Raw genomic sequence first — 21,422 nt, 5'->3', positions numbered from 1 at the left:
GAAGAAGGCCTCGCAAGAGGCCTTTTTTGTGGGCGCTGTCTACTCGCCCTAACACTCCGTGGGAGCGGGCTTGGGCCGCGATAGAGCCGGCCCGGATCACCTCAGCGATACCAGGCCGCGCCCTCCTCGCCGATGTCATAAAGCGCCCGCGCCTGCCCCAGTACATCCCTCGGCAATACGCCCTGGCATACCAGCCCATGCAAGGCCGCCAGCACCACGGCATACCGGTCCACCTCGAAAAACCGTCGCAACTGCTGGCGCGTATCGCTGCGCCCGAAACCATCGGTGCCCAGGGTGGCATAGGGCGCCTGCACATACTCGGCGATCAATTGCGGCCAGGCGCGCACATAGTCGCTGGCCGCGATCACCGGGGCGGCGCCGGGCAGGCAACGACGCACATGGCAATCCGCCTGCTCCCCGGCTATCGCCAAGCGTTGCGCATCCCTGGCCCCACGCGCCAGTTCGCTGAAGCTGGTGACGCTGAACACCTCGCTGTCGACCTGCCAGTCACTGGCCAGCAACTCGCCGGCGGCAATCACCTCGCGCAGGATGGTGCCCGAACCCAACAAGCGCACCTGGCCACGGGGTGCGGCCGAGGAATGCCGGGCAAAGCGATACATGCCTCGCAGTACATCGTCGTGCATGTCTTCGGGCAACGACGGCTGCGGGTAGTTTTCATTCATCACCGCCACATAGTGGAACTCATCCTGCTGCTCCACCAGCATGCGCCGCGCGGCATGGTCGAGGATCACCGCCAGCTCGCCGGCAAAGCACGGATCCCAGGCCCGGCAGTTGGGCACCATCGATGCCATTACCAGGCTCGATCCGTCCTGGTGCTGCAAGCCCTCGCCGCCCAACGTGGTGCGCCCCGCCGTGGCGCCCAGCAACAGGCCCCGGGCACGCTGGTCGGCGGCAGCCCAGATCAGGTCGCCGACCCGCTGAAAGCCGAACATTGAATAGTAGATGTACACCGGCAGCATCGGCTCGCCATGCACCGCGTAGGCGGTCGCTGCCGCGACCCATGAAGAGATCGCCCCGGCCTCGGTGATGCCCTCCTCCAGCAGCTGGCCGTCCCGCGACTCCTTGTAGACCAGCAGCGAGCCTGCGTCCTCCGGCTCGTAGCGTTGCCCGTGGGGCGAATAGATACCGATCTGGCGGAACAGGCTGGCCATGCCGAAGGTGCGCGCCTCGTCGGCGACGATCGGCACCACTCGTGGCCCCAACCCCGGCGCCTTGAGCCAGTTGCCCAGCAAGCGCACCGCGGCCATGGTGGTGGACATCTCCTTGCCTTCGGCGTGCAGGGCGAAACCGCCGAATGCCTCCAGCTCGGGCACAGGCAAGGTGGCACAGTCGTTGCGCCGCAGCGGCAGCGGCCCACCCAGTGCCTGGCGGCGCTGGCGCAGATAGACCATCTCCGGGCTGTCTTCGGCCGGGCGATAGAAACGCAGTTGCTCCACCGCCTCATCCGACAACGGCAAATGGAAACGGTCGCGGAAGGCCAGCAGTGCCTGCACGTCGAGTTTCTTGGCCTGGTGCGCGGTCATCCGCGACTCGCCGGCACTGCTCATGCCATAGCCTTTCTTGGTCTTGGCCAGGATCACCGTCGGCCGGCCCTTCCAGGCCCTGGCGGCGGCATAGGCGGCATGCAGCTTGCGAAAATCATGACCACCGCGCTTGAGGGCGTTGATCTCTTCGGTGCTCATGTGCGCCACCAGGCGCTGCAAGGCCGGGTTCTGCTTGAAGAAGTGTTCGAGGTTGTAGCTGCCGTCCTTGGCGCCGAGGGTCTGGAACTGACCGTCGGGCGTCGCCGCCAACTGGCGCAGCAGCGCGTGTTCGTGATCACGGGCGAACAGGGCGTCCCACTCCGAACCCCACAGCACCTTGATCACGTTCCAGCCGGCACCGCTGAACAACGCTTCGAGCTCCTGGATGATCTGGCCATTGCCGCGTACCGGGCCGTCCAGGCGCTGCAGGTTGCAGTTGACGATGAAGGTCAGGTTGTCCAAGCCTTCACGGGCAGCCAGGGTCAGGCCGGCGGTCGACTCCGGCTCGTCCATCTCGCCATCGCCAAACACTCCCCAGACATGCCGGGCAGAGGTGTCGAGCAGCCCGCGATGATGCAGGTAGCGCATGAAGCGCGCCTGATAGATCGCATTGAGCGGGCCGATGCCCATGGAACCTGTGGGAAACTGCCAGAAGTCCGGCATCAGCCAAGGGTGCGGATAGGAGCACAGCCCGTTGCCGCCGACCTCCTGCCGGTAGTTGGCCAGCTGTTCCTCGCTCAGGCGCCCTTCAAGAAATGCGCGGGCATAGATGCCAGGCGCCGAGTGCGGCTGGAAGAACACCAGGTCGCCGCTGCGCTGCACGCCACCGCCCTCGCCGCGAAAGAAATGCTGGAAGCCGACCTCGAAGATTTCCGCCGCCGAGGCGTAGCTGGCGATATGCCCGCCCAGCTCGCCATAGGCGTGGTTGGCCCGTACCACCATGGCCAGGGCGTTCCAGCGCAGGATGCCGGTAATACGCTCGTCCAGCTCGAGATCACCGGGGTAAGCGCCCTGCTGTTCCACCGGCACGGTGTTGCGGTAGGCCGAGAAGACCTGGGCCTCGCGCTCCAGGCCCAGCTCGAGGGCATGGGCCTGCAGGCGCTGCAGCAGGTAGCGGGCCCGCGCCGGGCCGCAGTGAGCCAGGGTCGAGGCCAGCGCCTCGCACCACTCGGCGGTTTCCGCTGGATCGCTGTCCAGGGCGGTATCAAGGGCCGTCAACGGCTCGTTCGGGTTCATCATCGCTACCATCGCGCAGGCCTCGTCCGTGGCGATTCAGGCGCAGGCCTTCAGGGCCTGGGCAATGTCGGCAAGCAGGTCGTCGATGTCTTCCAGCCCCACCGACAGACGCACCAGCCCTTCCGAGATGCCATGCTCGGCACGCTCCTGCTGGGTATAGCTGGAGTGGGTCATGCTCGCCGGGTGCTGGGCCAGCGACTCGGCATCGCCCAGGCTCACCGCGCGGCTGAACAGCTGCAGGGCGTTCATAAAACGGCGCCCGGCTTCGATCCCGCCCTTCAGCTCGAAGGCGATCATCCCGCCCGGCAGGCGCATCTGCCGTTGGGCCAGCGCGTACTGCGGGAAGGATGGCAGGCCCGGGTAGTGCAGCAGCTCAACCTGAGGTTGTTCGGCGAGAAACTCGGCCACCTGCTGGGCATTGGCGCAGTGGCGGTCCATGCGCAGGGCCAGGGTCTTGATGCCGCGCATCAACAGCGAGGCGTCGTGGGGCGAGAGCACGGCGCCGGTCATGTCCTTGAGCCCTTCCAGGCGGATGCGGTCGACCAGCGCCTTGCGCCCGACTACCAGCCCGGCGGTGATATCGCCATGTCCGGACAGGTACTTGGTGGCCGAATGCACCACCAGGTCGACGCCCAGTTCCAGCGGGCGCTGCAGGTAGGGCGTGCAGTAGGTGTTGTCGACCACGATGCTCAGGTCATGGCCCTTTGCAGCCTCGACGACGGCAACGATATCCACCAACTGCATGTTGGGGTTAGCCGGCGACTCGAAGTAGATCATCCGCGTCTTTGCGGTGATCGCGGCCTTGAGTGCCGGGATGTCGTTGAGGTCCACATGGCGGATCTTCACGCCGAACTCGCCGATGCCGTGGTGCAGGTAGGCGAAGGTGCAGCCATACAGGGTGCTGCCGACGATCAGCTCGTCACCCGGGCGTAGCAGGGTCCATAGCGTGGCGGTGATGGCGCCCATCCCGGAGGCCAGCGCCAGCCCTGCCTCGCCGCCTTCGAGCGACGCCATGCGTTGCTCCAGCAGGGCCAGCGTCGGGTTGGAAATACGGCTGTAGAAGTGCCCCGGCTCTTCGCCGGCGAAGCAGGCGGCGCCATACTCGACAGTCGGGAAAGCGTAGGTGGCGGTCTGGTAGACCGGCGGCACCAGGGCGCCGCCATGGGACATCGGGTCATAGCCATGGTGGATGGCCCGCGTGGAGAAACCGGTGTTGTTGTTGGAGTCGCGCATGGCAACAGTCTCTTGTGGTTTGTTATAAGCTTATGCCACCAAGCTGCCGCGCTTTTTCCAAACTTGCCCACGCAATCGGGCATGTTTTGAAAGAAAAACAACAAAAATAGAACCAGGAGGGCAAGATATGCCTTCAACGCTCGACCGTACCGACCGCGCCCTGCTCGCCGCCCTGCAGGACAACGCCCGCCTGACCGTTTCCGAACTCGCCGACCAGGTCGCCCTGACCACCTCGCCCTGCTGGCGGCGGGTCAAATTGCTCGAGGACAACGGCTACATCACCGGCTACCAGGCCATTCTTTCGCCCAAGTCGCTGGGCTTCGGGGTGACCGCGTTCGTCAGCATCATGATGGACTCGCACACCAAGGAAATGGCCCTGGCGTTCGAGAAACGGCTGATGGAGATCCCCGAGATCGTCGCCTGCCACAATATCTCCGGGCGCTATGATTTTTTGCTGGAGATCCTGGCACGGGACCTGGAATCGTTTGGCGAATTCACCCGGGAGGTGCTGCAGCGGTTGCCGGGGGTGAAGGAGATCTATTCGAGCTTTTCGTACAAGGCGGTGAAAGAGCGACGGGTGATTCCGGTGTCGGAGAAGCATATCTAGGGTCGCAAAGCAGACCCAAAATCCTGCCAACAAACGCCGTACAAATGAAAAACCCCGCCGAAGCGGGGTTTTTCACATCAGGCAATCAATCAGATCGCCCCACGCTGACGCAGCACATCCAGCACCAGCTTAACGCCTTCATCGACGCTGACCGACTGGGTGTCGATCACCAGGTCCGCATCCAGCGGCACATCGAATGGGAAGCTCTCGCCCGGGATGTTGTCGCCACCGGCGGCATACAGGCCCTGCGGGTCACGCTCGCGGCACACCATAGGCGAGGCCTGGACATACACCGTAACCAGACGCTCCTTGCCGATCAGCGCCTTGGCCTGCTCGCGGCCCTCGGCATCAGGGGCGACGAAGGCGGCCAGGGTCAGCAGGCCGGCTTCGTTGAACTGGCGCGCCACATGGGCGGCGCGGCGCCAGTTCTCGGTGCGCCCGGCGCGGTCCTGCGGCAGGCCTTTGTTCAGGTCGTGACGCAGGTTCTGGCCGTCGAGCACGTAGACTGCACGGCCCATGTCGAACAGCTTGCGCTCCACGGCATAGGCCAGGGTGCTCTTGCCGGCGCCCGACAGGCCACTGAACAGCACGGTGGCTGGCTGCTGGCCGAAGCGCAGGGCGCGCTCTTCGGTGGACACATGGGCCAGCTTGCCGTGCTGGCCAGTGCCGCCGTGTGGCAGGACCGGCGGGGCGATGATCATGCCGGCGCCGACGGTGCCGTTGGTCAGGCGGTCGATGACGATGAATGCGCCGGTGGTGCGGTTGCTCTCGTAACCGTCCAGGGCGATGGCGCTGTCCAGGGCGACCTTGACCCGGCCGATCTCGTTGAGTTGCAGCGCGCTGGCGGCGCCCTGCTCCAGGGTATTCACATCGACCTTGTGGGTGATGCTGGCGATCGAGCCCGGCACATAGCTGGTGGCGCGCTTGATGTCGTACTTCTTGCCCGGGAGCATCGGCTCCTCGGCCATCCACACCAGCATGGCGTCGAACTGGTCGGCCACCGTTGGAACATTGTCGGCATGCACCAGCAGGTCGCCACGGGAGATGTCGATCTCGTCTTCCATGGTCAGGGTCACCGCCTGGCCAGGCCCGGCGTTCTCCAGTTCACCTTCATAGGTGACGATGGACTTGACCCGGCTGCTCTTGCCCGACGGCAGCACGACGATCTCGTCGCCCTTGTGCACCACGCCACCGGCGATGGTGCCGGCGAAGCCGCGGAAGTTGAGGTTCGGGCGGTTGACGTACTGCACCGGGAAACGCAGGTCGGTGACATTGCGGTCGGCAGCGATCTCGACAGTCTCGAGGATCTCCATCAACGCAGGGCCCGTGTACCACGGCGAACGCTCGCTGCGGTTGACCACGTTGTCACCCTTGAGCGCCGACATCGGCACGAAGTGCAGGCTGCTCGGCTTGAGGTCGATGCCCTCGGCGAACTTCAGGTAGTCGGCCTTGATCGACTCGAAGACCTGCTCGTCGAAGCCCTTGAGGTCCATCTTGTTGACCGCAACGACGATGTGCTTGATGCCCAGCAGGGATGCGATATAGCTGTGCCGGCGGGTCTGGGTCTGCACGCCGTAGCGGGCATCGACCAGGATGATGGCCAGGTCGCAGGTCGAGGCGCCGGTGGCCATGTTGCGGGTGTACTGCTCGTGGCCCGGGGTGTCGGCGATGATGAACTTGCGCTTGGCGGTGGAGAAGTAGCGGTAGGCGACATCAATGGTGATGCCCTGCTCGCGCTCGGCCTGCAGGCCGTCGACCAGCAGCGCCAGGTCGACTTCCTCGCCAGTGGTGCCGGACTTCTTCGAGTCACGGGTGATGGCCTCGAGGTGGTCCTCGTAGATCATCTTCGAATCGTGCAGCAGGCGCCCGATCAGGGTGCTCTTGCCGTCGTCCACGTTGCCGCAGGTGAGGAAGCGCAGCAGTTCCTTGCGCTCGTGCTGGGCCAGGTAGGCGAGGATGTCCTCGCTGATCAGATCAGATTGGTGCGACATGCTGGAACCCTGAAATTAGAAGTAGCCTTGGCGTTTTTTGTCTTCCATGGAACCGGCGCCATCGTGGTCGATGACACGGCCCTGGCGTTCGGACGTCCGGGTCAGGAGCATTTCCTGGATGATGTCCGTCAGGGTCTCGGCTTCGGACTCGACCGCACCCGTCAACGGGTAGCAGCCCAGGGTACGGAAACGCACCTTCTTCTTGACGATGCGCGCCTTCTCTTCCTCGGAGAGGTGCTCGAGGATGCGCTCGTCGTCGATCATGATCAGGGTGCCGTTCTTCTCGATCACTTCACGCTCGGCGGCGAAGTACAGCGGCACGATCGGGATGCCTTCGAGGTAGATGTACTGCCAGATGTCCAGCTCGGTCCAGTTCGACAGCGGGAACACGCGGATCGACTCGCCCTTGTTGACCTTGCCGTTGTAGATGTTCCACAGCTCCGGGCGCTGGTTCTTCGGGTCCCAGCGGTGCTTGCTGTCACGGAACGAGTAGACGCGCTCTTTGGCTCGCGACTTCTCTTCGTCGCGGCGCGCCCCACCGAAGGCGGCGTCGAAGCCGTGCTTGTCCAGCGCCTGCTTCAGGCCCTGGGTCTTCATGATATCGGTATGCTTGGAGCTGCCATGGGTGAACGGGTTGATGCCCTGCGCCACACCCTCGGGGTTGACGTGGGTGATCAGCTCCAGGCCCATCTCTTCGACCATCTTGTCGCGGAAGCGGTACATCTCCTGGAACTTCCACTGGGTGTCGACGTGCATCACCGGGAACGGCAGCTTGCCCGGGAAGAACGCCTTGCGCGCCAGGTGCAGCATGACCGCGGAATCCTTGCCGATCGAGTACAGCATCACCGGGTTGTCGAACTCGGCGGCCACCTCGCGGATGATGTGGATGCTCTCCGCCTCCAGCTGTTTCAAGTGCGTCAGATTGTCGACCATGGCTACTCACGAAAAACGATCTTATGGACGGCCTGCGGGCCGTGTTCGAGCGAGCCACTTTATCACAGCGCCTGATTCTATTTAGGCGTGCGACTAGATCGAAAAGGTCTAATGATATGACTGCGGGTTTGGGCCTTGCCTGGCGAAAAGCCGATCAGATCGGGTTTGGGCAATCAATGAACAGATGCTCGACCGCGAAGCGCCGCGCCAGGTAATCACCCAACGCCTGCACGCCGTAGCGCTCGGTGGCGTGATGGCCGGCGGCGATGAAGCTGATGCCGTTTTCGCGGGCACTGTGAAAGGTCTGCTCCGATGCCTCGCCACTGAGGAACAGGTCGACTCCGGCGGCAATGGCTGTGTCGATGTAGCCCTGCCCGCCTCCGGTACACCAACCGACTCGACGGATCATCCGCTCACCCTCGACCACCAGCGGTTCGCGCCCCAGTGCCTCTTGCACTCGGCGGGCAAAATCCCGCGCCGAGACTGGTTCGGCCAGCGAACCGACCAAGCCCACCACCTTGGGATTGTTCGGATCCAGCGGGCCTTCGACAGTGATGTCCAGCTGGCGCGCCAGTTGGACGTTGTTGCCCACCTCCGGGTGCACGTCCAGCGGCAGGTGGAAGGCCAGCAAGCTGATGTCGTGCTTGAGCAAGGTCTTCAATCTGCGCTGTTTGATGCCGGTGATGCAGGGGCTTTCGCCCTTCCAGAAGTAGCCGTGGTGCACCAGCACCAAGTCGGCCTCGGCCTCGACCGCCGCGTCCAGCAACGCCTGGCTGGCGGTTACGCCACTGACGATGCGGCTGACCTGGGGGCGGCCCTCGACCTGCAGGCCGTTGGGGCAGTAATCCTGGATCCTGGCGCTGACCAGGTAGCGCTCGGCTTCCTCGACCAGGGTGTTTAGGGCGACTGCCATGAAAAATCTCCTCGAATTCGGCGTTGCGGCGGGCGTCAGGCTCTATAATGGCCGCCATTATGGGCCGTCGCCGGCGTGGGGGAAACCGCTGGCGGGCGCTCGGGGTGTCCGGCCATCGCCGTTCGGTTTTATCAGGTGTATGATCGCGCCCGCTCGCGCCCCGGGCCACATTGTCACGGCCCCCGCCCTACTCCCAGGATCCATTCATGTTCAAGGCTCTGCGTTACTTCGGCTGGCCCCTGCTCACCGGTGTGCTGATCGCCATGCTGGTCATCCAGCGCTTCCCCGAATGGGTCGGCCTGCCCAGCCAGGACGTCAACCTGCAACAAGCTCCGCAAACCACCAAAATCATGCAGGGACCGGTCTCCTATGCCGATGCCGTGACCCTGGCAGCGCCTGCAGTGGTCAACCTCTACACCACCAAGGTGGTGAACAAGAGCGCGCATCCGCTGTTCGAGGATCCGCAGTTCCGCCGCTTCTTCGGTGACAACCTGCCCAAGCAGCGGCGCTGGGAATCGAGCCTGGGCTCGGCGGTAATCATGAGCCCGGAAGGCTACCTGCTGACCAACAACCACGTCACCAGCGGCGCCGACCAGATCGTCGTGGCCCTCAAGGATGGCCGCGAAACCCTTGCCCGAGTGATCGGCAGCGACCCGGAAACCGACCTGGCGGTACTGAAGATCGACCTCAAGAGCCTGCCGGCGATCACCATCGGCCGCTCTGACAACATCCATATCGGTGACGTGACCCTGGCCATCGGCAACCCCTTCGGTGTCGGCCAGACCGTGACCATGGGCATCATCAGCGCCACCGGCCGCAACCAACTGGGCCTGAACAACTACGAAGACTTCATCCAGACCGATGCGGCGATCAACCCGGGTAACTCCGGCGGTGCGTTGGTGGATGCCAACGGCAACCTGGTGGGCATCAACACCGCAATCTTCTCCAAGTCCGGAGGTTCCCAGGGCATCGGCTTCGCCATCCCGGTCAAGCTGGCGCTGGAGGTGATGAAGTCGATCGTCGAGCATGGCCAGGTAATCCGTGGCTGGCTGGGCATCGAAGTGCAGCCATTGAGCCAGGAGCTGGCCGACTCGTTCGGCATGCAGGGCCGCCCCGGCATCGTCGTGGCGGGGATCTTCCGCGATGGCCCGGCAGCGCGCGCCGGCCTGCAACTGGGCGACGTGATCCTGAGCATCAATGGCGAGCCGGCCGGCGACGGGCGCAAGTCGATGAACCAGGTGGCGCGGATCAAGCCCACCGACAAGGTCGCGATCGAAGTAATGCGCAACGGCAAGCAACTGAAGCTGGTGGCCGAAGTAGGGCTGCGACCGCCGCCTGCGCCGGTGCCCGCCGGCAAGGAAGAACGCTGACGATATCCCCGGGGCCGCATTGCAGCTCCTTTGGTTTCCCTCAGCCCGCTGCGCCACTGGCATTTATGTCAGGTGTTGCCATGCCATGACCGATGTAGATTGTCCTTTACCCGGATAGCGGACGCTAAACGGAAGTGTCGATCAGCAGGAGGCAATCATGGCAACGCAAGCCCCCATCCATAGCGGCTATTTCACCAGCGTCGACTACAACGAGGAAATTCACGTTTATCTGAAGTGCATGTGCCCCGAGCAAGAGCTGCGGCACGTCGACAAGGCGAAGTTCATACTGAAAAGGGCCGACGGCTACATTCTTGACTCCCTGACTTCGCAGCCTCCCACGCAACGGCAGACCTTCACGAAGCGAGAACCGGGGCGCTACAGGCTAGAGGTGGAACTGCACAGTTACGAGGGGTCTGTATCCAGGATAAGCGACTTGGAGATCGACACCACCCGCTATACCCATGGCTCTTGGCTATGCCGCGCTTTCCAAGAGCACCTAAAAGAGCGCCTAAGTGTAAGTAAGGCTCCCGCGCCCCGCGCGAGCCAAAATTTGAAAGGCTTCCGGCGGTTGCCCCCCAACGGCAAAGACTACGACTTGCAAGTGATGTTTCAGGACGGCGGGAATGAAACCGTAAAGAACCGTCCTCCTCTCACGCTCGAGGGCTTCCCGCAAATCACCTTCGAGCCGGTCTGGGTAGCGACTCGATGGTCCCACACTGGCCGGGCCGCAAACCTCAACCGTTTCTGCAATCTGTACCGCGTGAAGACGCAGAAGCAGGATAGTCGGCAGAAGCTGGAATTGGCCAAGAGGCTGGAGCAACTTGACATCGTCAAATACGTCGCTTTCGACCTGCCAGTCTACCCACTACAAAAAGCGCTAGAGACCGCTAAAGTCGCACCGTCCCTGGAACAAACACCCGACCTCACCGTGCATCAGGGCTACCTCGACGACAACTTGGGAATGAATGCACGAAACGCCTGGAAACAAGACGCAAACGGCGAACAGGCAAGTGTGCGCTTCCTGGATTTTGGGGTTTTCGAGGACCATGAGGACCTGAAGGGCTACATCGACGTGGTCACCAACGCAGGCTACGCCAAGAACCACGGCAGCGCGTCGGCGGGGTGCATTGCCGCCGGTAACAACGGCAAGGGGGTCACGGGGGTTGCCTGGGGGGCCCGCCTGTACATGTATGACAATACCTCGTGGCAACGCATCCTGGCTGATTACTGCCCCGGCGATATCATCGCGTTCAACATCCAGGGCTCCGGTGGTTTGCCCTATGCACCGGCGGTCCACGACAAACGCTACTGGGATGCGGTGCGGGCCCTGGTGGATGCAGGTGCGATCGTGCTCTTCGCCGCAGGCAATGGTGGCCTGGACCTCGCCACGCATTCCGACTTCAATAACTATGGCGACTCGGGCGGCATCATGGTCGGCTCTTGCAACCATAACGATGGCAAGCGCCACAGCACCTCCAACTACAACCTTCACGCCACCCTCAACTCATGGGGCGACAACGTCGCGACAACCGGCACGCTGCGGCAAAACGGGGACGGCGCAGACCTGTGGGATGGCGGAACGCCCGAGACCAGGTACATGTACTTCGGCGGTACCTCGAGCGCTACCCCACTCACGGCCGCGGCATTGGCGGTTGTCCAGGGCTACGCCATCCGTCGGTACAACTTGTGCCTGGACACGGCGCATATGCATGCGCTGGTCACCGAGGCGGGCTACAAAGAGGCGCAAGTACAGCAGATCGGTGCGCGCCCGAACATCAAGGCAACGCTTGACCTGCTTGATCAAATCATAGGTGGCAGACGCGCCTGAACTGGCCAACCGCCCTTGCTTGCAAGGTGGCTGGCCGAGTGCATCAGTGCAGGATCTGGCTCAGGAACAACCTGGTCCGGTCACTGCGCGGCCGGTCGAAGAAGTCGTCCGGCGCCGCCTGCTCGACGATCTCCCCTTTGTCCATGAAGATCACCCGGTTGGCCACGGTGCGGGCAAAGCCCATCTCGTGGGTCACGCAGAGCATGGTCATGCCATCCTCGGCCAGGCTGACCATGGTGTCGAGCACCTCCTTGACCATCTCAGGGTCCAGCGCCGAAGTCGGTTCGTCAAACAGCATGATCTTCGGTTTCATGCACAGCGCCCGGGCAATCGCCACCCGCTGCTGCTGACCGCCGGACAACTGCCCGGGGTACTTGTGTGCTTGCTCAGGGATGCGCACACGCTCGAGGAAATGCATGGCGATTTCCTCGGCCTTGCGCCGTGGCAGCTTACGCACCCACATGGGCGCCAGGGTGCAGTTCTCGAGGATAGTCAGGTGCGGGAACAGGTTGAAGTGCTGGAACACCATGCCCACTTCGCGGCGGATCGCCTCGATCTGCTTGAGGTCGTTGGTCAGCTCGACACCGTCGACGACGATACGTCCCTGCTGGTGTTCCTCAAGCCGGTTGAGGCAGCGGATGGTGGTGGACTTGCCCGAGCCCGACGGCCCGCACAGCACGATGCGCTCGCCCTGGCGCACGTTGAGGTTGATGTCCTTGAGCACATGGAACTGGCCGTACCACTTGTTCACGCCCTGCATCTGGATGATGCCTTCGGGGCCGGCAGGCTGCTTGATCGCTTCACTCATTTCGAAACTCCTAACGCTTGTGGCCAGTGTCCAGCTTGCGCTCCAAATGCATGGAGTAGCGGGACATACCGAAACAGAAAATCCAGAACACCAGGGCAGCGAACACATAGCCCTCGGTCGCCATGCCCAGCCAGGCCGGGTCGGCCGCGGCCTGCTTGACGCTATTGAGCAGGTCGAACAGGCCGATGATGATCACAAGGCTGGTGTCCTTGAACAGGGCAATGAAGGTGTTGACGATGCCGGGGATCACCAGCTTGAGCGCCTGGGGCAGGATCACCAGGCCCATTGCGCGCCAGTAGCCCAGGCCCATGGCCGCGGCGGCTTCGTACTGACCCTTGGGGATGGCCTGCAGGCCCCCACGCACCACCTCGGCGATGTACGCCGACTGGAACAGGATCACGCCGATCATCGCCCGCAGCAGCTTGTCGAAGCTCATGCCTTCGGGCAGGAACAGCGGCAGCATCACCGATGACATGAACAGCACGGTGATCAGCGGTACGCCGCGCCAGAACTCGATGAAGGTCACGCAGACCACCTTCACCGCCGGCATGTTCGAGCGTCGCCCCAACGCCAGGAGGATGCCCAGCGGCAACGCACCGACAATACCGACCGTGGCGATCACCAGGGTCAGCATCAGGCCGCCCCATTGGCTGGTGGGCACTGTGTCCAGGCCCAGCGTGCCACCGTGCAGAAGGATGTAGGCCAGGATCGGATACAGCACCAGGAAGCCCAGGCCGTACACCGCTTTGCGCGGGAAGCGCTTGATGAACAGCGGGGCCGCGCCGAGCACGGCGAGCCACACCGTCAGGTCGACGCGCCAGCGCAGTTCCGTCGGGTAGTAGCCATACATGAACTGGCCAAAGCGCTGCTGGATGAACACCCAGCAGGCGCCCTCCTTGGTGCAGTCGGCGCGGGTGGTGCCGACCCAGTTGGCGTCGATGAACGCCCACTGCACCAGCGGCGGCACGATCAGCCATACCAGGTATAGGGCGAACAGTGTCAGCAAGGTGTTGAGCCAGCTGGAGAACAGGTTGGCCCGCATCCAGGCGAGCACGCCAACGGTCTTCACCGGTGGCGGCATGTCGGGTTTGAAAACATGGGCTGTCACGGAAGGACCCTCACCGTTCGATCAGCGCAATGCGCTTGTTGTACCAGTTCATCAACAGCGAAATGCTGATGCTGATGGCGAGATAGACGCTCATGGTGATGGCGATCACCTCGATGGCCTGGCCGGTCTGGTTGAGCACGGTACCGGCGAACAGCGAGACCATCTCCGGGTAGCCGATACCGGCGGCCAGCGACGAGTTCTTCGCCAGATTGAGGTACTGGCTGGTCAGCGGCGGGATGATCACCCGCAACGCCTGGGGAATGATCACCTTGCGCAGCGTCGGGCCTTCGCGCAGGCCCAGCGAACGAGCTGCCTCGGTCTGGCCGTGGCTGACCGAACGAATACCCGAGCGCACGATCTCGGCGATGAACGCCGCGGTGTAGATGGTCAGCGCCAGGGTCAGCGCCAGCAGCTCGGGGATCAGCACCCAGCCACCGACGAAATTGAAGCCCTTGAGCTGCGGCGCTTCCCAGTGCACCGGGCTGCCGAACAGCAACGCGCACACGCCGGGGATGCCGATCAACAGCAGCAGGCCCACCCAGAACTTGTGGAATGGCTGGCCGGTTTCATCGAAACGCTTGTTGGCCAGGCGCACCATCAACACGATGGCGACGATCGCCAGCACCAACGCGATCAAGAACGGCCAGAAGCCTTCGGCCATCGAGGCGCCGGGCATGTTCAGGCCACGGTTGCTGATGAAGAAGGTGTCATCGATATTGATGCTGCCCCGCGGCCCCGGCAGGGTCAGGAACACGGCGAAGTACCAGAACAGGATCTGCAGCAGCGGTGGAATGTTGCGGAAGGTCTCCACGTACACCGTCGCCAGCTTGTTGATCATCCAGTTCGGCGACAGCCGCGCCACGCCGATGACGAAGCCCAGCAAGGTAGCCAGGATGATGCCGATGAAGGTCACCAGCAGGGTGTTGAGCAGGCCGATGACGAACACCCGGGCGTAGCTGTCCGATTCCACGTAGGGAATCAGGTGCTGGGCAATGCCGAAGCCGGCACTGCGCTCGAGGAAATCGAAACCGGAGGTGATGCCCCGGTGCTGCAGGTTGGTCTGGGTGTTATGGAACAGGTACCAGCCCAGGCCCACCACGAAGACTACGGTGAGGATCTGGAACAGCCACGCGCGCACACGTGGATCACTAAGGGAAAACCCTTTCCGTGCGCCGATTTGATTTTGCATGAAGTGCCCCGAAAAGAAGGGATTCGAACGACCCGCGGCGGCAGGATGCCGCCGCGGGGTGCAGCCATCAGCGCACAGGTGGCGCGTACTGGATGCCGCCGTTGTTCCACAGGGCATTCATGCCACGGTCGATCTTCAGGTCGGTGCTCTGGCCCAGGTTCTTCTCGAACACTTCGCCATAGTTGCCGACTTGCTTGACGATCTGCACTACCCAGTCCTTGGGCAGCTTGAGGTCCTTGCCGTACTCGCCATCGGCGCCCAGCAGACGGGCGACGTCAGGGTTCTTGGTGGACTTGGCCTCGGCCTCGACGTTCTTCGAAGTGACCCCTGCTTCTTCCGCGTTGAGCATGGCGAACAGGGTCCACTTGACGATGCTGAACCATTCCTCGTCGCCCTTGCGCACCACAGGGCCCAGGGGCTCCTTGGAGATGGTTTCCGGCAGCACCACGTACTCGGTCGGCGCGGCCAGCTTGGAGCGCTGGGCGAACAGCTGCGACTTGTCCGAGGTCAGCACGTCGCAACGGCCGGACTCCAGCGACTTGGCGCTCTCGTCGGAGGTGTCGAAGGTGATCGGGGTATATTTCAAGCCATTGGCACGGAAGTAGTCGGAGACGTTCAGTTCAGTGGTGGTACCGGCCTGGATGCAGATGGTGGCGCCATCGAGCTCCTTGGCGCTGGAGACACCGAGCTTCTTGTTGGCGAGGAAACCGACGCCGTCATAATAGGTGACGCCGGCGAACACCAGGCCCATGCCGGCATCGCGAGAGCTGGTCCAGGTGGTGTTGCGCGACAGCACGTCGACTTCGCCGGACTGCAGCGCGGTGAAGCGCTCCTTGGCGTTGAGCTGGCTGAACTTGACCTTGGTCGCATCGCCGAACACGGCGGCGGCCACGGCGCGGCACACATCGGCGTCGATGCCGACGATCTTGCCCTGTGCGTCAGGCACGGAGAAGCCGGGAAGACCATCGCTCACGCCACACTGGACGAAGCCCTTCTTCTTCACCGCGTCGAGGGTGGCGCCGGCCTGGGCGAAACTGGTGGCGCCTAGCGCGGCGGCGGCGGTCAGGACTGCCAGGGTGGTTTTCAACATCTTCATCAACAACCTCCAAATCGCTCTTGTTGTATGAGCCGGAATTGCACCGCACCCTTATGAGGCGCATCCGACCCCTTGTTGGCTTGTTTTTGGGTCAATTGGCGCAATGGGCTGTTCTATGACAGCCTTCGATCCACACGAGGGGTGTTACCGGGACCGGTCCACCTCTTCGCATGACAAGGACATAGCAAAGGGCGTACCACAGTCGAAGGCTTAAGCGATTAAGCGGTAGTCAAGTGGGAAAAGTTGTAGAGTTGCGACATCTTTTTCTGGCATTAGCCTGCAATGCCTTCTTTTTAAGCACTACATCAGTACGCCAGCACTCTTTCGGAGCAGTCATGACCCAACCGCTGATTCTCGAACCGCAGAAAACCGCCGACGCCTGTGTGATCTGGTTGCACGGCCTGGGGGCCGACCGTTACGACTTCCTACCGGTAGCGGAATTCATGCAGGAACGCCTGCTGAGCACCCGCTTCATCATGCCCCAGGCACCGACGCGTCCGGTGACCATCAACGGCGGCTACCAGATGCCCAGCTGGTACGACATCAAGGCCATGACCCCGGCGCGGGCCATCGACGAGGCGCAACTGGAAGAGTCGGCCGACCAGGTGATCGCCCTGATCAAGGCCGAACAGGCCAAGGGCATCAACCTGTCGCGCATCTTCCTCGCCGGGTTTTCCCAGGGCGGTGCGGTGGTGCTGCACACTGCCTATATAAAGTGGCAGGAAGCGCTGGGCGGGGTGATCGCCCTCTCCACCTACGCGCCGACTTTCAGCGACGCGCAGCAACTGAGTGCCTGCCAGCAACGCACGCCGGCGCTGTGCCTGCATGGTGTGCACGACCCGGTGGTGATCCCCTCGATGGGCCGCACGGCGTTCGAGTACCTCAATACCTGGGGCGTGGCCGCCCAGTGGCATGAGTACCCGATGGAGCACGAAGTGGTGGTCGAGGAGCTGAAGGACATCCACGACTGGCTGAGCCGCCAGTTGCAGTGATTCTGTAGCCCAGCCCGCATTGCACTACGCCGCGCCCGATTCTTGCATTACACTGCCCGGCGTACATTCCTTAACCAGTTGACGAGACGACCGTGCTCAAGGCACTCAAGAAAATATTCGCCAAAGGTGACGCCGCACCGCCCATCGCCGCGTCCCAACCCGAGCCGGCTCCTCAGCCGGCCGCCGCCCAGGCGCCAGAGCGCCAGGCGGGCAAACCCAGGCCAAAGCCTGCGCCCAAGGCCAAGGCCGAGCCACAAGCCGCCGTCCAGGTCGCCCAACCGCCGCGCGCCGAGTCGCCCGCCAAGGACAAACCACGCCGCGAACGCAAGCCCAAGCCGCAGGCGAGCCTGTGGAAGCCGGAGGATTTCGTCGTCGAGCCGCAGGAAGGCAAGACGCGTTTCCACGACTTCAAGCTCTCCAATGAACTGATGCATGCCATCCACGACCTCGGCTTCCCCTATTGCACGCCGATCCAGGCGCAGGTCCTGGGTTACACCCTGCGCGGCCAGGACGCCATCGGCCGGGCCCAGACCGGCACCGGCAAGACCGCCGCGTTCCTGATCTCGATCATCTCGCAGCTGCAGCAGACCCCACCGCCCAAGGAACGCTACATGGGCGAGCCGCGGGCGCTGATCATCGCCCCGACTCGCGAGCTGGTGGTGCAGATCGCCAAGGATGCCCAGGCACTGACCAAGTACACCGGCCTCAACGTGATGAGCTTTGTCGGCGGCATGGACTTCGACAAGCAGCTCAAGTCGCTGGAAGCACGCCATTGCGACATCCTGGTGGCTACCCCGGGCCGCCTGCTGGACTTCAACCAGCGCGGCGAGGTGCACCTGGACATGGTCGAGGTGATGGTGCTGGACGAGGCCGACCGCATGCTCGATATGGGCTTCATTCCCCAGGTCCGCCAGATCATCCGCCAGACCCCGCCCAAGAGCGAGCGCCAGACCCTGCTGTTCTCCGCCACCTTTACCGACGACGTGATGAACCTGGCCAAGCAGTGGACCACCAACCCGGCCATCGTCGAGATCGAGCCGGAGAACGTCGCCAGCGAAACCGTCGAACAGCACGTCTACGCCGTGGCCGGCAGCGACAAGTACAAGCTGCTGTACAACCTGGTCACGCAGAACAAGTGGGAACGGGTGATGGTGTTCGCCAACCGCAAGGACGAGGTGCGCCGCATCGAGGAAAAACTGGTGCGTGACGGCATCAACGCCGCCCAGCTCTCGGGCGACGTGCCGCAGCACAAGCGTATCCGCACCCTGGAGAGCTTCCGTGAAGGGCGCATCACCGTGCTGGTGGCCACCGACGTGGCCGGCCGTGGCATCCACATCGACGGCATCAGCCATGTGATCAACTTCACCCTGCCGGAAGACCCGGACGACTACGTGCACCGCATCGGCCGTACCGGTCGCGCCGGCACCAGCGGCGTGTCGATCAGCTTTGCCGGCGAGGACGATTCGTACCAGTTGCCGGCGATCGAAGAGTTGCTGGGGCGCAAGATCAAGTGCGAGATGCCGCCGGACGAGCTGTTGAAGCCCGTGCCGCGCAAGCATCACTGACAGGCCTCTGTAGGAGCGGGCTTGCCCGCTCCCACGATCACCGTCTCATTCAGTCCCAGCGCCCTGCCGCATCCTGGTCGCTCTGCTTGCCTTCCACCCAGCGCGGCCCTTGCTGGGTATTCTCCTTCTTCCAGAACGGCGCCCGGGTCTTCAGGTAGTCCATGATGAAGTTGCAGGCGTCGAACGCCGCCTGCCGATGCGCGCTGGCCACGCCGACAAAGACAATCGGCTCGCCCGGTTCCAGGGCGCCGATACGGTGCAGCACCTCGACCTTGAGCAGCGGCCAGCGCCCCTCGGCCTCGACCACGATCTTGGCCAGGGCCTTCTCGGTCATGCCTGGGTAGTGCTCGAGGAACATCCCCGCCACCTCCCGGCCATCGTTGAAGTCACGCACATAGCCGACAAACCCGACCACCGCGCCCACGCCGACATTGGCGGCGTGCATGGCGTTGACTTCGGCGCCCGGGTCGAAGGCCGCCTCCTGAACGCGCACGGCCATGGTCAACCTCCGGTGACGGGTGGGAAGAACGCGATCTCGTCACCCTCTTCCAATGGTTCATCGAGCCGGCACAGCTCTTCGTTGCGGGCACACATCAGGTTCTGCTCGGCCAGCACCGCGTAGTGCCCACCCTTGCCCGCCAAAGCCTGGCGCACATCGTCCAGCACCTTGAAGTCGCCTTCCAGGCGCTCGGCGTCGATGCCCAGTAACTCACGGTAGCGGGCGAAATACATGACCTTGACCTTCATCACCCCTCCACCTTGTAGTGCCCGCTCTTGCCACCGGTCTTCTCCAGCAGGCGCACGTGCTCGATGACCATGCCTTTGTCCACTGCCTTGCACATGTCGTAGATCGTCAGCGCGGCAACGCTGGCGGCGGTGAGCGCCTCCATTTCAACGCCGGTCTGTCCGGCCAACTTGCAGCGGGCGACGATATGCACCACGTTCTCGCCCTCGGAGGCCAGCTCGACCTTGACGCTGGTGAGCATCAGCGGATGGCACAGCGGGATCAGGTCGCTGGTCTTCTTCGCCGCCTGGATGCCGGCGATGCGCGCCACCGCGAACACGTCGCCCTTGGGGTGTTGGCCATCGACGATCATGCGCAGGGTGTCCGGCAACATGCGCACACGTGCCTCGGCAATCGCCTCGCGGGCGGTCACGGCCTTTTCAGTGACGTCGACCATGTTGGCGCGCCCCTGGGAATCAAGATGAGTCAGCACTGCTCTGCTCCTGGGAAGGGATAACAGAGTGTAAACCTGCCGGTCAGCTTTGAGCAGAGGGCAGAACAGCGCATCGCGGGGCCATCCCGCTCCCACGGTGGGAACGGGATGGCCGGCGACAGGTTACAGGTGCGACTCGGCGTACTCGGCCAGTACCGAGCGTGGCACGCCCTGCAGGGTGATATGAACGCCGTGGGGGAAGTCCTTGAAGCGCTCGGTGAGGTAGGTCAGGCCGGAACTGGTGGCCGACAGGTAGGGGGTGTCGATCTGCGCCAGGTTGCCCAGGCAGACCACCTTCGAGCCGGTCCCGGCACGGGTGATGATGGTCTTGATCTGGTGCGGCGTGAGGTTCTGGCACTCGTCGATGAGGATCAGGCTCTGCTGGAAGCTGCGCCCACGGATGTAGTTCAGCGATTTGAACTGCAGCGGCACCCGCTCGAGGATGTACTCGACACTGCCGTGGGTGCTCTCGTCATCCATGTGCAAGGCTTCGAGGTTGTCGGTGATGGCACCCAGCCAAGGCTCCATCTTCTCCGCCTCGGTGCCCGGCAGGAAGCCGATCTCCTGGTCCAGCCCCTGCACGCTGCGGGTGGCGATGATGCGCCGGTAGCGCTTGCTGACCATGGTCTGTTCGATGGCCGCGGCCAGCGCCAGGATGGTCTTGCCCGAGCCCGCCGCACCGGTCAGGTTGACCAGGTGGATATCCGGGTCGAGCAAGGCGAACAGCGCCAGGCTCTGGTGGATGTCCCGTGGCTTGAGGCCCCAGGCTTCCTGGTGCAGCAGCGGTTCCTGGTGCAGGTCGAGCAGCAGCAGCTCGTCGTTGCGGATGCCCTTGATCCAGCCGACGAAGCCCTGTTCGTCAATGATGAACTCGTTGACGTGCACGGCGGGCAAGTTGTCCGTCAACTGCACCCGATGCCAGGTACGGCCACGCTCCTGACGCGTGTCGACCTTGCTCACGCGGTCCCAGAACGACCCTGTGACCGAGTGGTAGCCCTTGGACAGCAAGGACACATCGTCGACCAACTGGTCGGTGCTGTAGTCCTCGGCGGCGATCCCGCACGCACGCGCCTTCAGGCGCATGTTGATGTCCTTGGTCACCAGCACCACGTCGAGGTCCTTGCGCTTGGCGCGCAGGTCCAGCAGCTGGTTGATGATGATGTTGTCGGCGAGGTTCTCGGGGAGCAGGCGGTTGGGCTCGTTGCGCGTGCTCATGAGGATGGACAGGAAGCCCTTGGGCCCGCTCTTGCCGCGCTGGATCGGCACGCCCTGCTCGACATCGCTGGGCGAGGCGTCGCCGAGGGTCTGGTCGATCAGGCGGATGGCCTGGCGGCATTCGGCGGCGATGGTCTGTTTACCGGTCTTGAGCTTGTCGAGTTCCTCCAGCACCGTCATCGGTATGGCGACGTGGTGCTCCTCGAAGTTGAGCAGGGCGTTGGGGTCGTGAATCAGGACGTTGGTATCGAGCACATACAGGATTGGCTGGTTGGAGGAAGGGTTGCGTCCTTGGTCATCCATACTCGTTCACCTTATGTGAAAGCCACACGGCGCGAACGGCTGCGCCGCAAAGTGACTGCCGTTCTCCCCGTATCCGCGTCGTTACGGGCGGGAAGCTCACCTGGCAAGGAGGGCGTGGATGACGCCACCTGTGCTGCAGGGTTCGGCTGTCTGGTTCCTTGATACCGCAAAAACCATGACCGAAAAAAGTCTTTTTACGCTCAGGTGAAGTTTATTTTTCGGATTGACGAACAGGGCTTGGCGCGGGCCCGGAGCAGGACTACAGTCAAGGATC

Annotated in this window: 18 protein-coding genes; 5 read left to right on the top strand and 13 right to left on the bottom strand. The window is 63.2% G+C overall.

The genetic code is table 11. The annotated features are described in order from the left end of the window. Positions 1 to 101: 101 nt before the first annotated feature. Together mdeB and LU688_RS04405 are read right to left on the bottom strand one after the other, a co-directional pair. Complete coding sequence (gene mdeB, locus LU688_RS04410; RefSeq protein ID WP_232888047.1) at positions 102 to 2,792, bottom strand: alpha-ketoglutarate dehydrogenase; 2,691 nt, start codon at positions 2,790 to 2,792, stop codon at positions 102 to 104. A 24-nt stretch (positions 2,793 to 2,816) separates the two neighbouring features. Then, positions 2,817 to 4,013 carry a methionine gamma-lyase gene (locus LU688_RS04405; protein ID WP_023632306.1) on the bottom strand — a complete coding sequence of 399 codons (1,197 nt, stop codon included), beginning with the start codon at positions 4,011 to 4,013 and terminating at the stop codon, positions 2,817 to 2,819. Between the two features lie 127 nt (positions 4,014 to 4,140). Here LU688_RS04405 and LU688_RS04400 point away from each other — a divergent pair, with 127 nt between their 5' ends. Next, positions 4,141 to 4,620: an Lrp/AsnC family transcriptional regulator gene (locus tag LU688_RS04400; RefSeq protein ID WP_094010228.1), complete on the top strand. Its 480-nt coding sequence runs from the start codon at positions 4,141 to 4,143 to the stop codon at positions 4,618 to 4,620. 89 nt (positions 4,621 to 4,709) lie between these two features. Here LU688_RS04400 and cysN read toward each other — a convergent pair whose 3' ends face one another. The 3 genes from cysN to LU688_RS04385 all read right to left on the bottom strand — a co-directional run bounded on the left by cysN (position 4,710) and on the right by LU688_RS04385 (position 8,457). Next, on the bottom strand, positions 4,710 to 6,611 hold the full coding sequence (gene cysN, locus LU688_RS04395; protein ID WP_038707407.1) for a sulfate adenylyltransferase subunit CysN: 1,902 nt from the start codon (positions 6,609 to 6,611) through the stop codon (positions 4,710 to 4,712). A 15-nt stretch (positions 6,612 to 6,626) separates the two neighbouring features. Continuing rightward, the gene (gene cysD / locus LU688_RS04390) at positions 6,627 to 7,544 is read right to left on the bottom strand and encodes a sulfate adenylyltransferase subunit CysD (RefSeq protein ID WP_038707406.1); all 918 of its coding nucleotides are present in this window, start codon (positions 7,542 to 7,544) and stop codon (positions 6,627 to 6,629) included. A 154-nt stretch (positions 7,545 to 7,698) separates the two neighbouring features. Continuing rightward, positions 7,699 to 8,457, bottom strand: a complete 759-nt coding sequence (locus tag LU688_RS04385) for a Nif3-like dinuclear metal center hexameric protein (RefSeq protein ID WP_094010230.1) — start codon at positions 8,455 to 8,457, stop codon at positions 7,699 to 7,701. 206 nt (positions 8,458 to 8,663) lie between these two features. Between LU688_RS04385 and algW the strand changes: the two genes are divergently transcribed. Next, positions 8,664 to 9,827, top strand: a complete 1,164-nt coding sequence (gene algW, locus LU688_RS04380; RefSeq protein ID WP_094010231.1) for a Do family serine endopeptidase AlgW — start codon at positions 8,664 to 8,666, stop codon at positions 9,825 to 9,827. A 157-nt stretch (positions 9,828 to 9,984) separates the two neighbouring features. After that, positions 9,985 to 11,655 carry a S8 family serine peptidase gene (locus tag LU688_RS04375; protein ID WP_104444483.1) on the top strand — a complete coding sequence of 557 codons (1,671 nt, stop codon included), beginning with the start codon at positions 9,985 to 9,987 and terminating at the stop codon, positions 11,653 to 11,655. A gap of 43 nt (positions 11,656 to 11,698) precedes the next feature. Here LU688_RS04375 and LU688_RS04370 read toward each other — a convergent pair whose 3' ends face one another. From LU688_RS04370 to LU688_RS04355, 4 genes are all read right to left on the bottom strand, one after another. Continuing rightward, positions 11,699 to 12,463, bottom strand: coding sequence for an amino acid ABC transporter ATP-binding protein (locus LU688_RS04370; RefSeq protein WP_023629378.1), 765 nt, complete (start codon positions 12,461 to 12,463; stop codon positions 11,699 to 11,701). 10 nt (positions 12,464 to 12,473) lie between these two features. After that, positions 12,474 to 13,571: an amino acid ABC transporter permease gene (locus tag LU688_RS04365; protein WP_023629379.1), complete on the bottom strand. Its 1,098-nt coding sequence runs from the start codon at positions 13,569 to 13,571 to the stop codon at positions 12,474 to 12,476. 10 nt (positions 13,572 to 13,581) lie between these two features. After that, positions 13,582 to 14,760 carry an amino acid ABC transporter permease gene (locus tag LU688_RS04360; protein WP_094010233.1) on the bottom strand — a complete coding sequence of 393 codons (1,179 nt, stop codon included), beginning with the start codon at positions 14,758 to 14,760 and terminating at the stop codon, positions 13,582 to 13,584. Positions 14,761 to 14,827: 67 nt separating this feature from the next. Continuing rightward, the gene (locus LU688_RS04355; protein ID WP_023629381.1) at positions 14,828 to 15,856 is read right to left on the bottom strand and encodes an amino acid ABC transporter substrate-binding protein; all 1,029 of its coding nucleotides are present in this window, start codon (positions 15,854 to 15,856) and stop codon (positions 14,828 to 14,830) included. 335 nt (positions 15,857 to 16,191) lie between these two features. On the opposite strand from LU688_RS04355, the gene LU688_RS04350 reads away from it, so the two are divergent. Both LU688_RS04350 and rhlB read left to right on the top strand, forming a co-directional pair. Further along, positions 16,192 to 16,848 (top strand): alpha/beta hydrolase, encoded by a 657-nt coding sequence (locus LU688_RS04350; RefSeq protein ID WP_038707405.1) that lies wholly within the window; start codon positions 16,192 to 16,194, stop codon positions 16,846 to 16,848. Positions 16,849 to 16,940: 92 nt separating this feature from the next. Next, positions 16,941 to 18,413 (top strand): ATP-dependent RNA helicase RhlB, encoded by a 1,473-nt coding sequence (rhlB, locus tag LU688_RS04345; protein WP_038707404.1) that lies wholly within the window; start codon positions 16,941 to 16,943, stop codon positions 18,411 to 18,413. Between the two features lie 49 nt (positions 18,414 to 18,462). Here the strand turns inward: rhlB and moaE are convergent, their stop codons facing one another. The 4 genes from moaE to LU688_RS04325 form a co-directional block, all read right to left on the bottom strand. Beyond that, positions 18,463 to 18,912 (bottom strand): molybdopterin synthase catalytic subunit MoaE, encoded by a 450-nt coding sequence (moaE, locus tag LU688_RS04340; protein WP_023629384.1) that lies wholly within the window; start codon positions 18,910 to 18,912, stop codon positions 18,463 to 18,465. 2 nt (positions 18,913 to 18,914) lie between these two features. Further along, entirely contained in the window at positions 18,915 to 19,160 is a 246-nt protein-coding gene (gene moaD / locus LU688_RS04335) for a molybdopterin converting factor subunit 1 (protein WP_023629385.1), read from the bottom strand. After that, the gene (gene moaC, locus LU688_RS04330) at positions 19,160 to 19,630 is read right to left on the bottom strand and encodes a cyclic pyranopterin monophosphate synthase MoaC (protein ID WP_104444485.1); all 471 of its coding nucleotides are present in this window, start codon (positions 19,628 to 19,630) and stop codon (positions 19,160 to 19,162) included. Before moaC ends, moaD begins: the two co-directional genes overlap by 1 nt. A 123-nt stretch (positions 19,631 to 19,753) precedes the next feature. Next, on the bottom strand, positions 19,754 to 21,148 hold the full coding sequence (locus tag LU688_RS04325; RefSeq protein ID WP_023629387.1) for a PhoH family protein: 1,395 nt from the start codon (positions 21,146 to 21,148) through the stop codon (positions 19,754 to 19,756). Positions 21,149 to 21,422 lie beyond the last annotated feature (274 nt).

The organism is Pseudomonas soli, from assembly GCF_021283165.2.
GTDB lineage: Bacteria > Pseudomonadota > Gammaproteobacteria > Pseudomonadales > Pseudomonadaceae > Aquipseudomonas > Aquipseudomonas soli.
The sequence above is the reverse complement of the archived record's forward strand: the minus strand, read 5'-3'. Positions and strand labels throughout refer to the sequence as shown.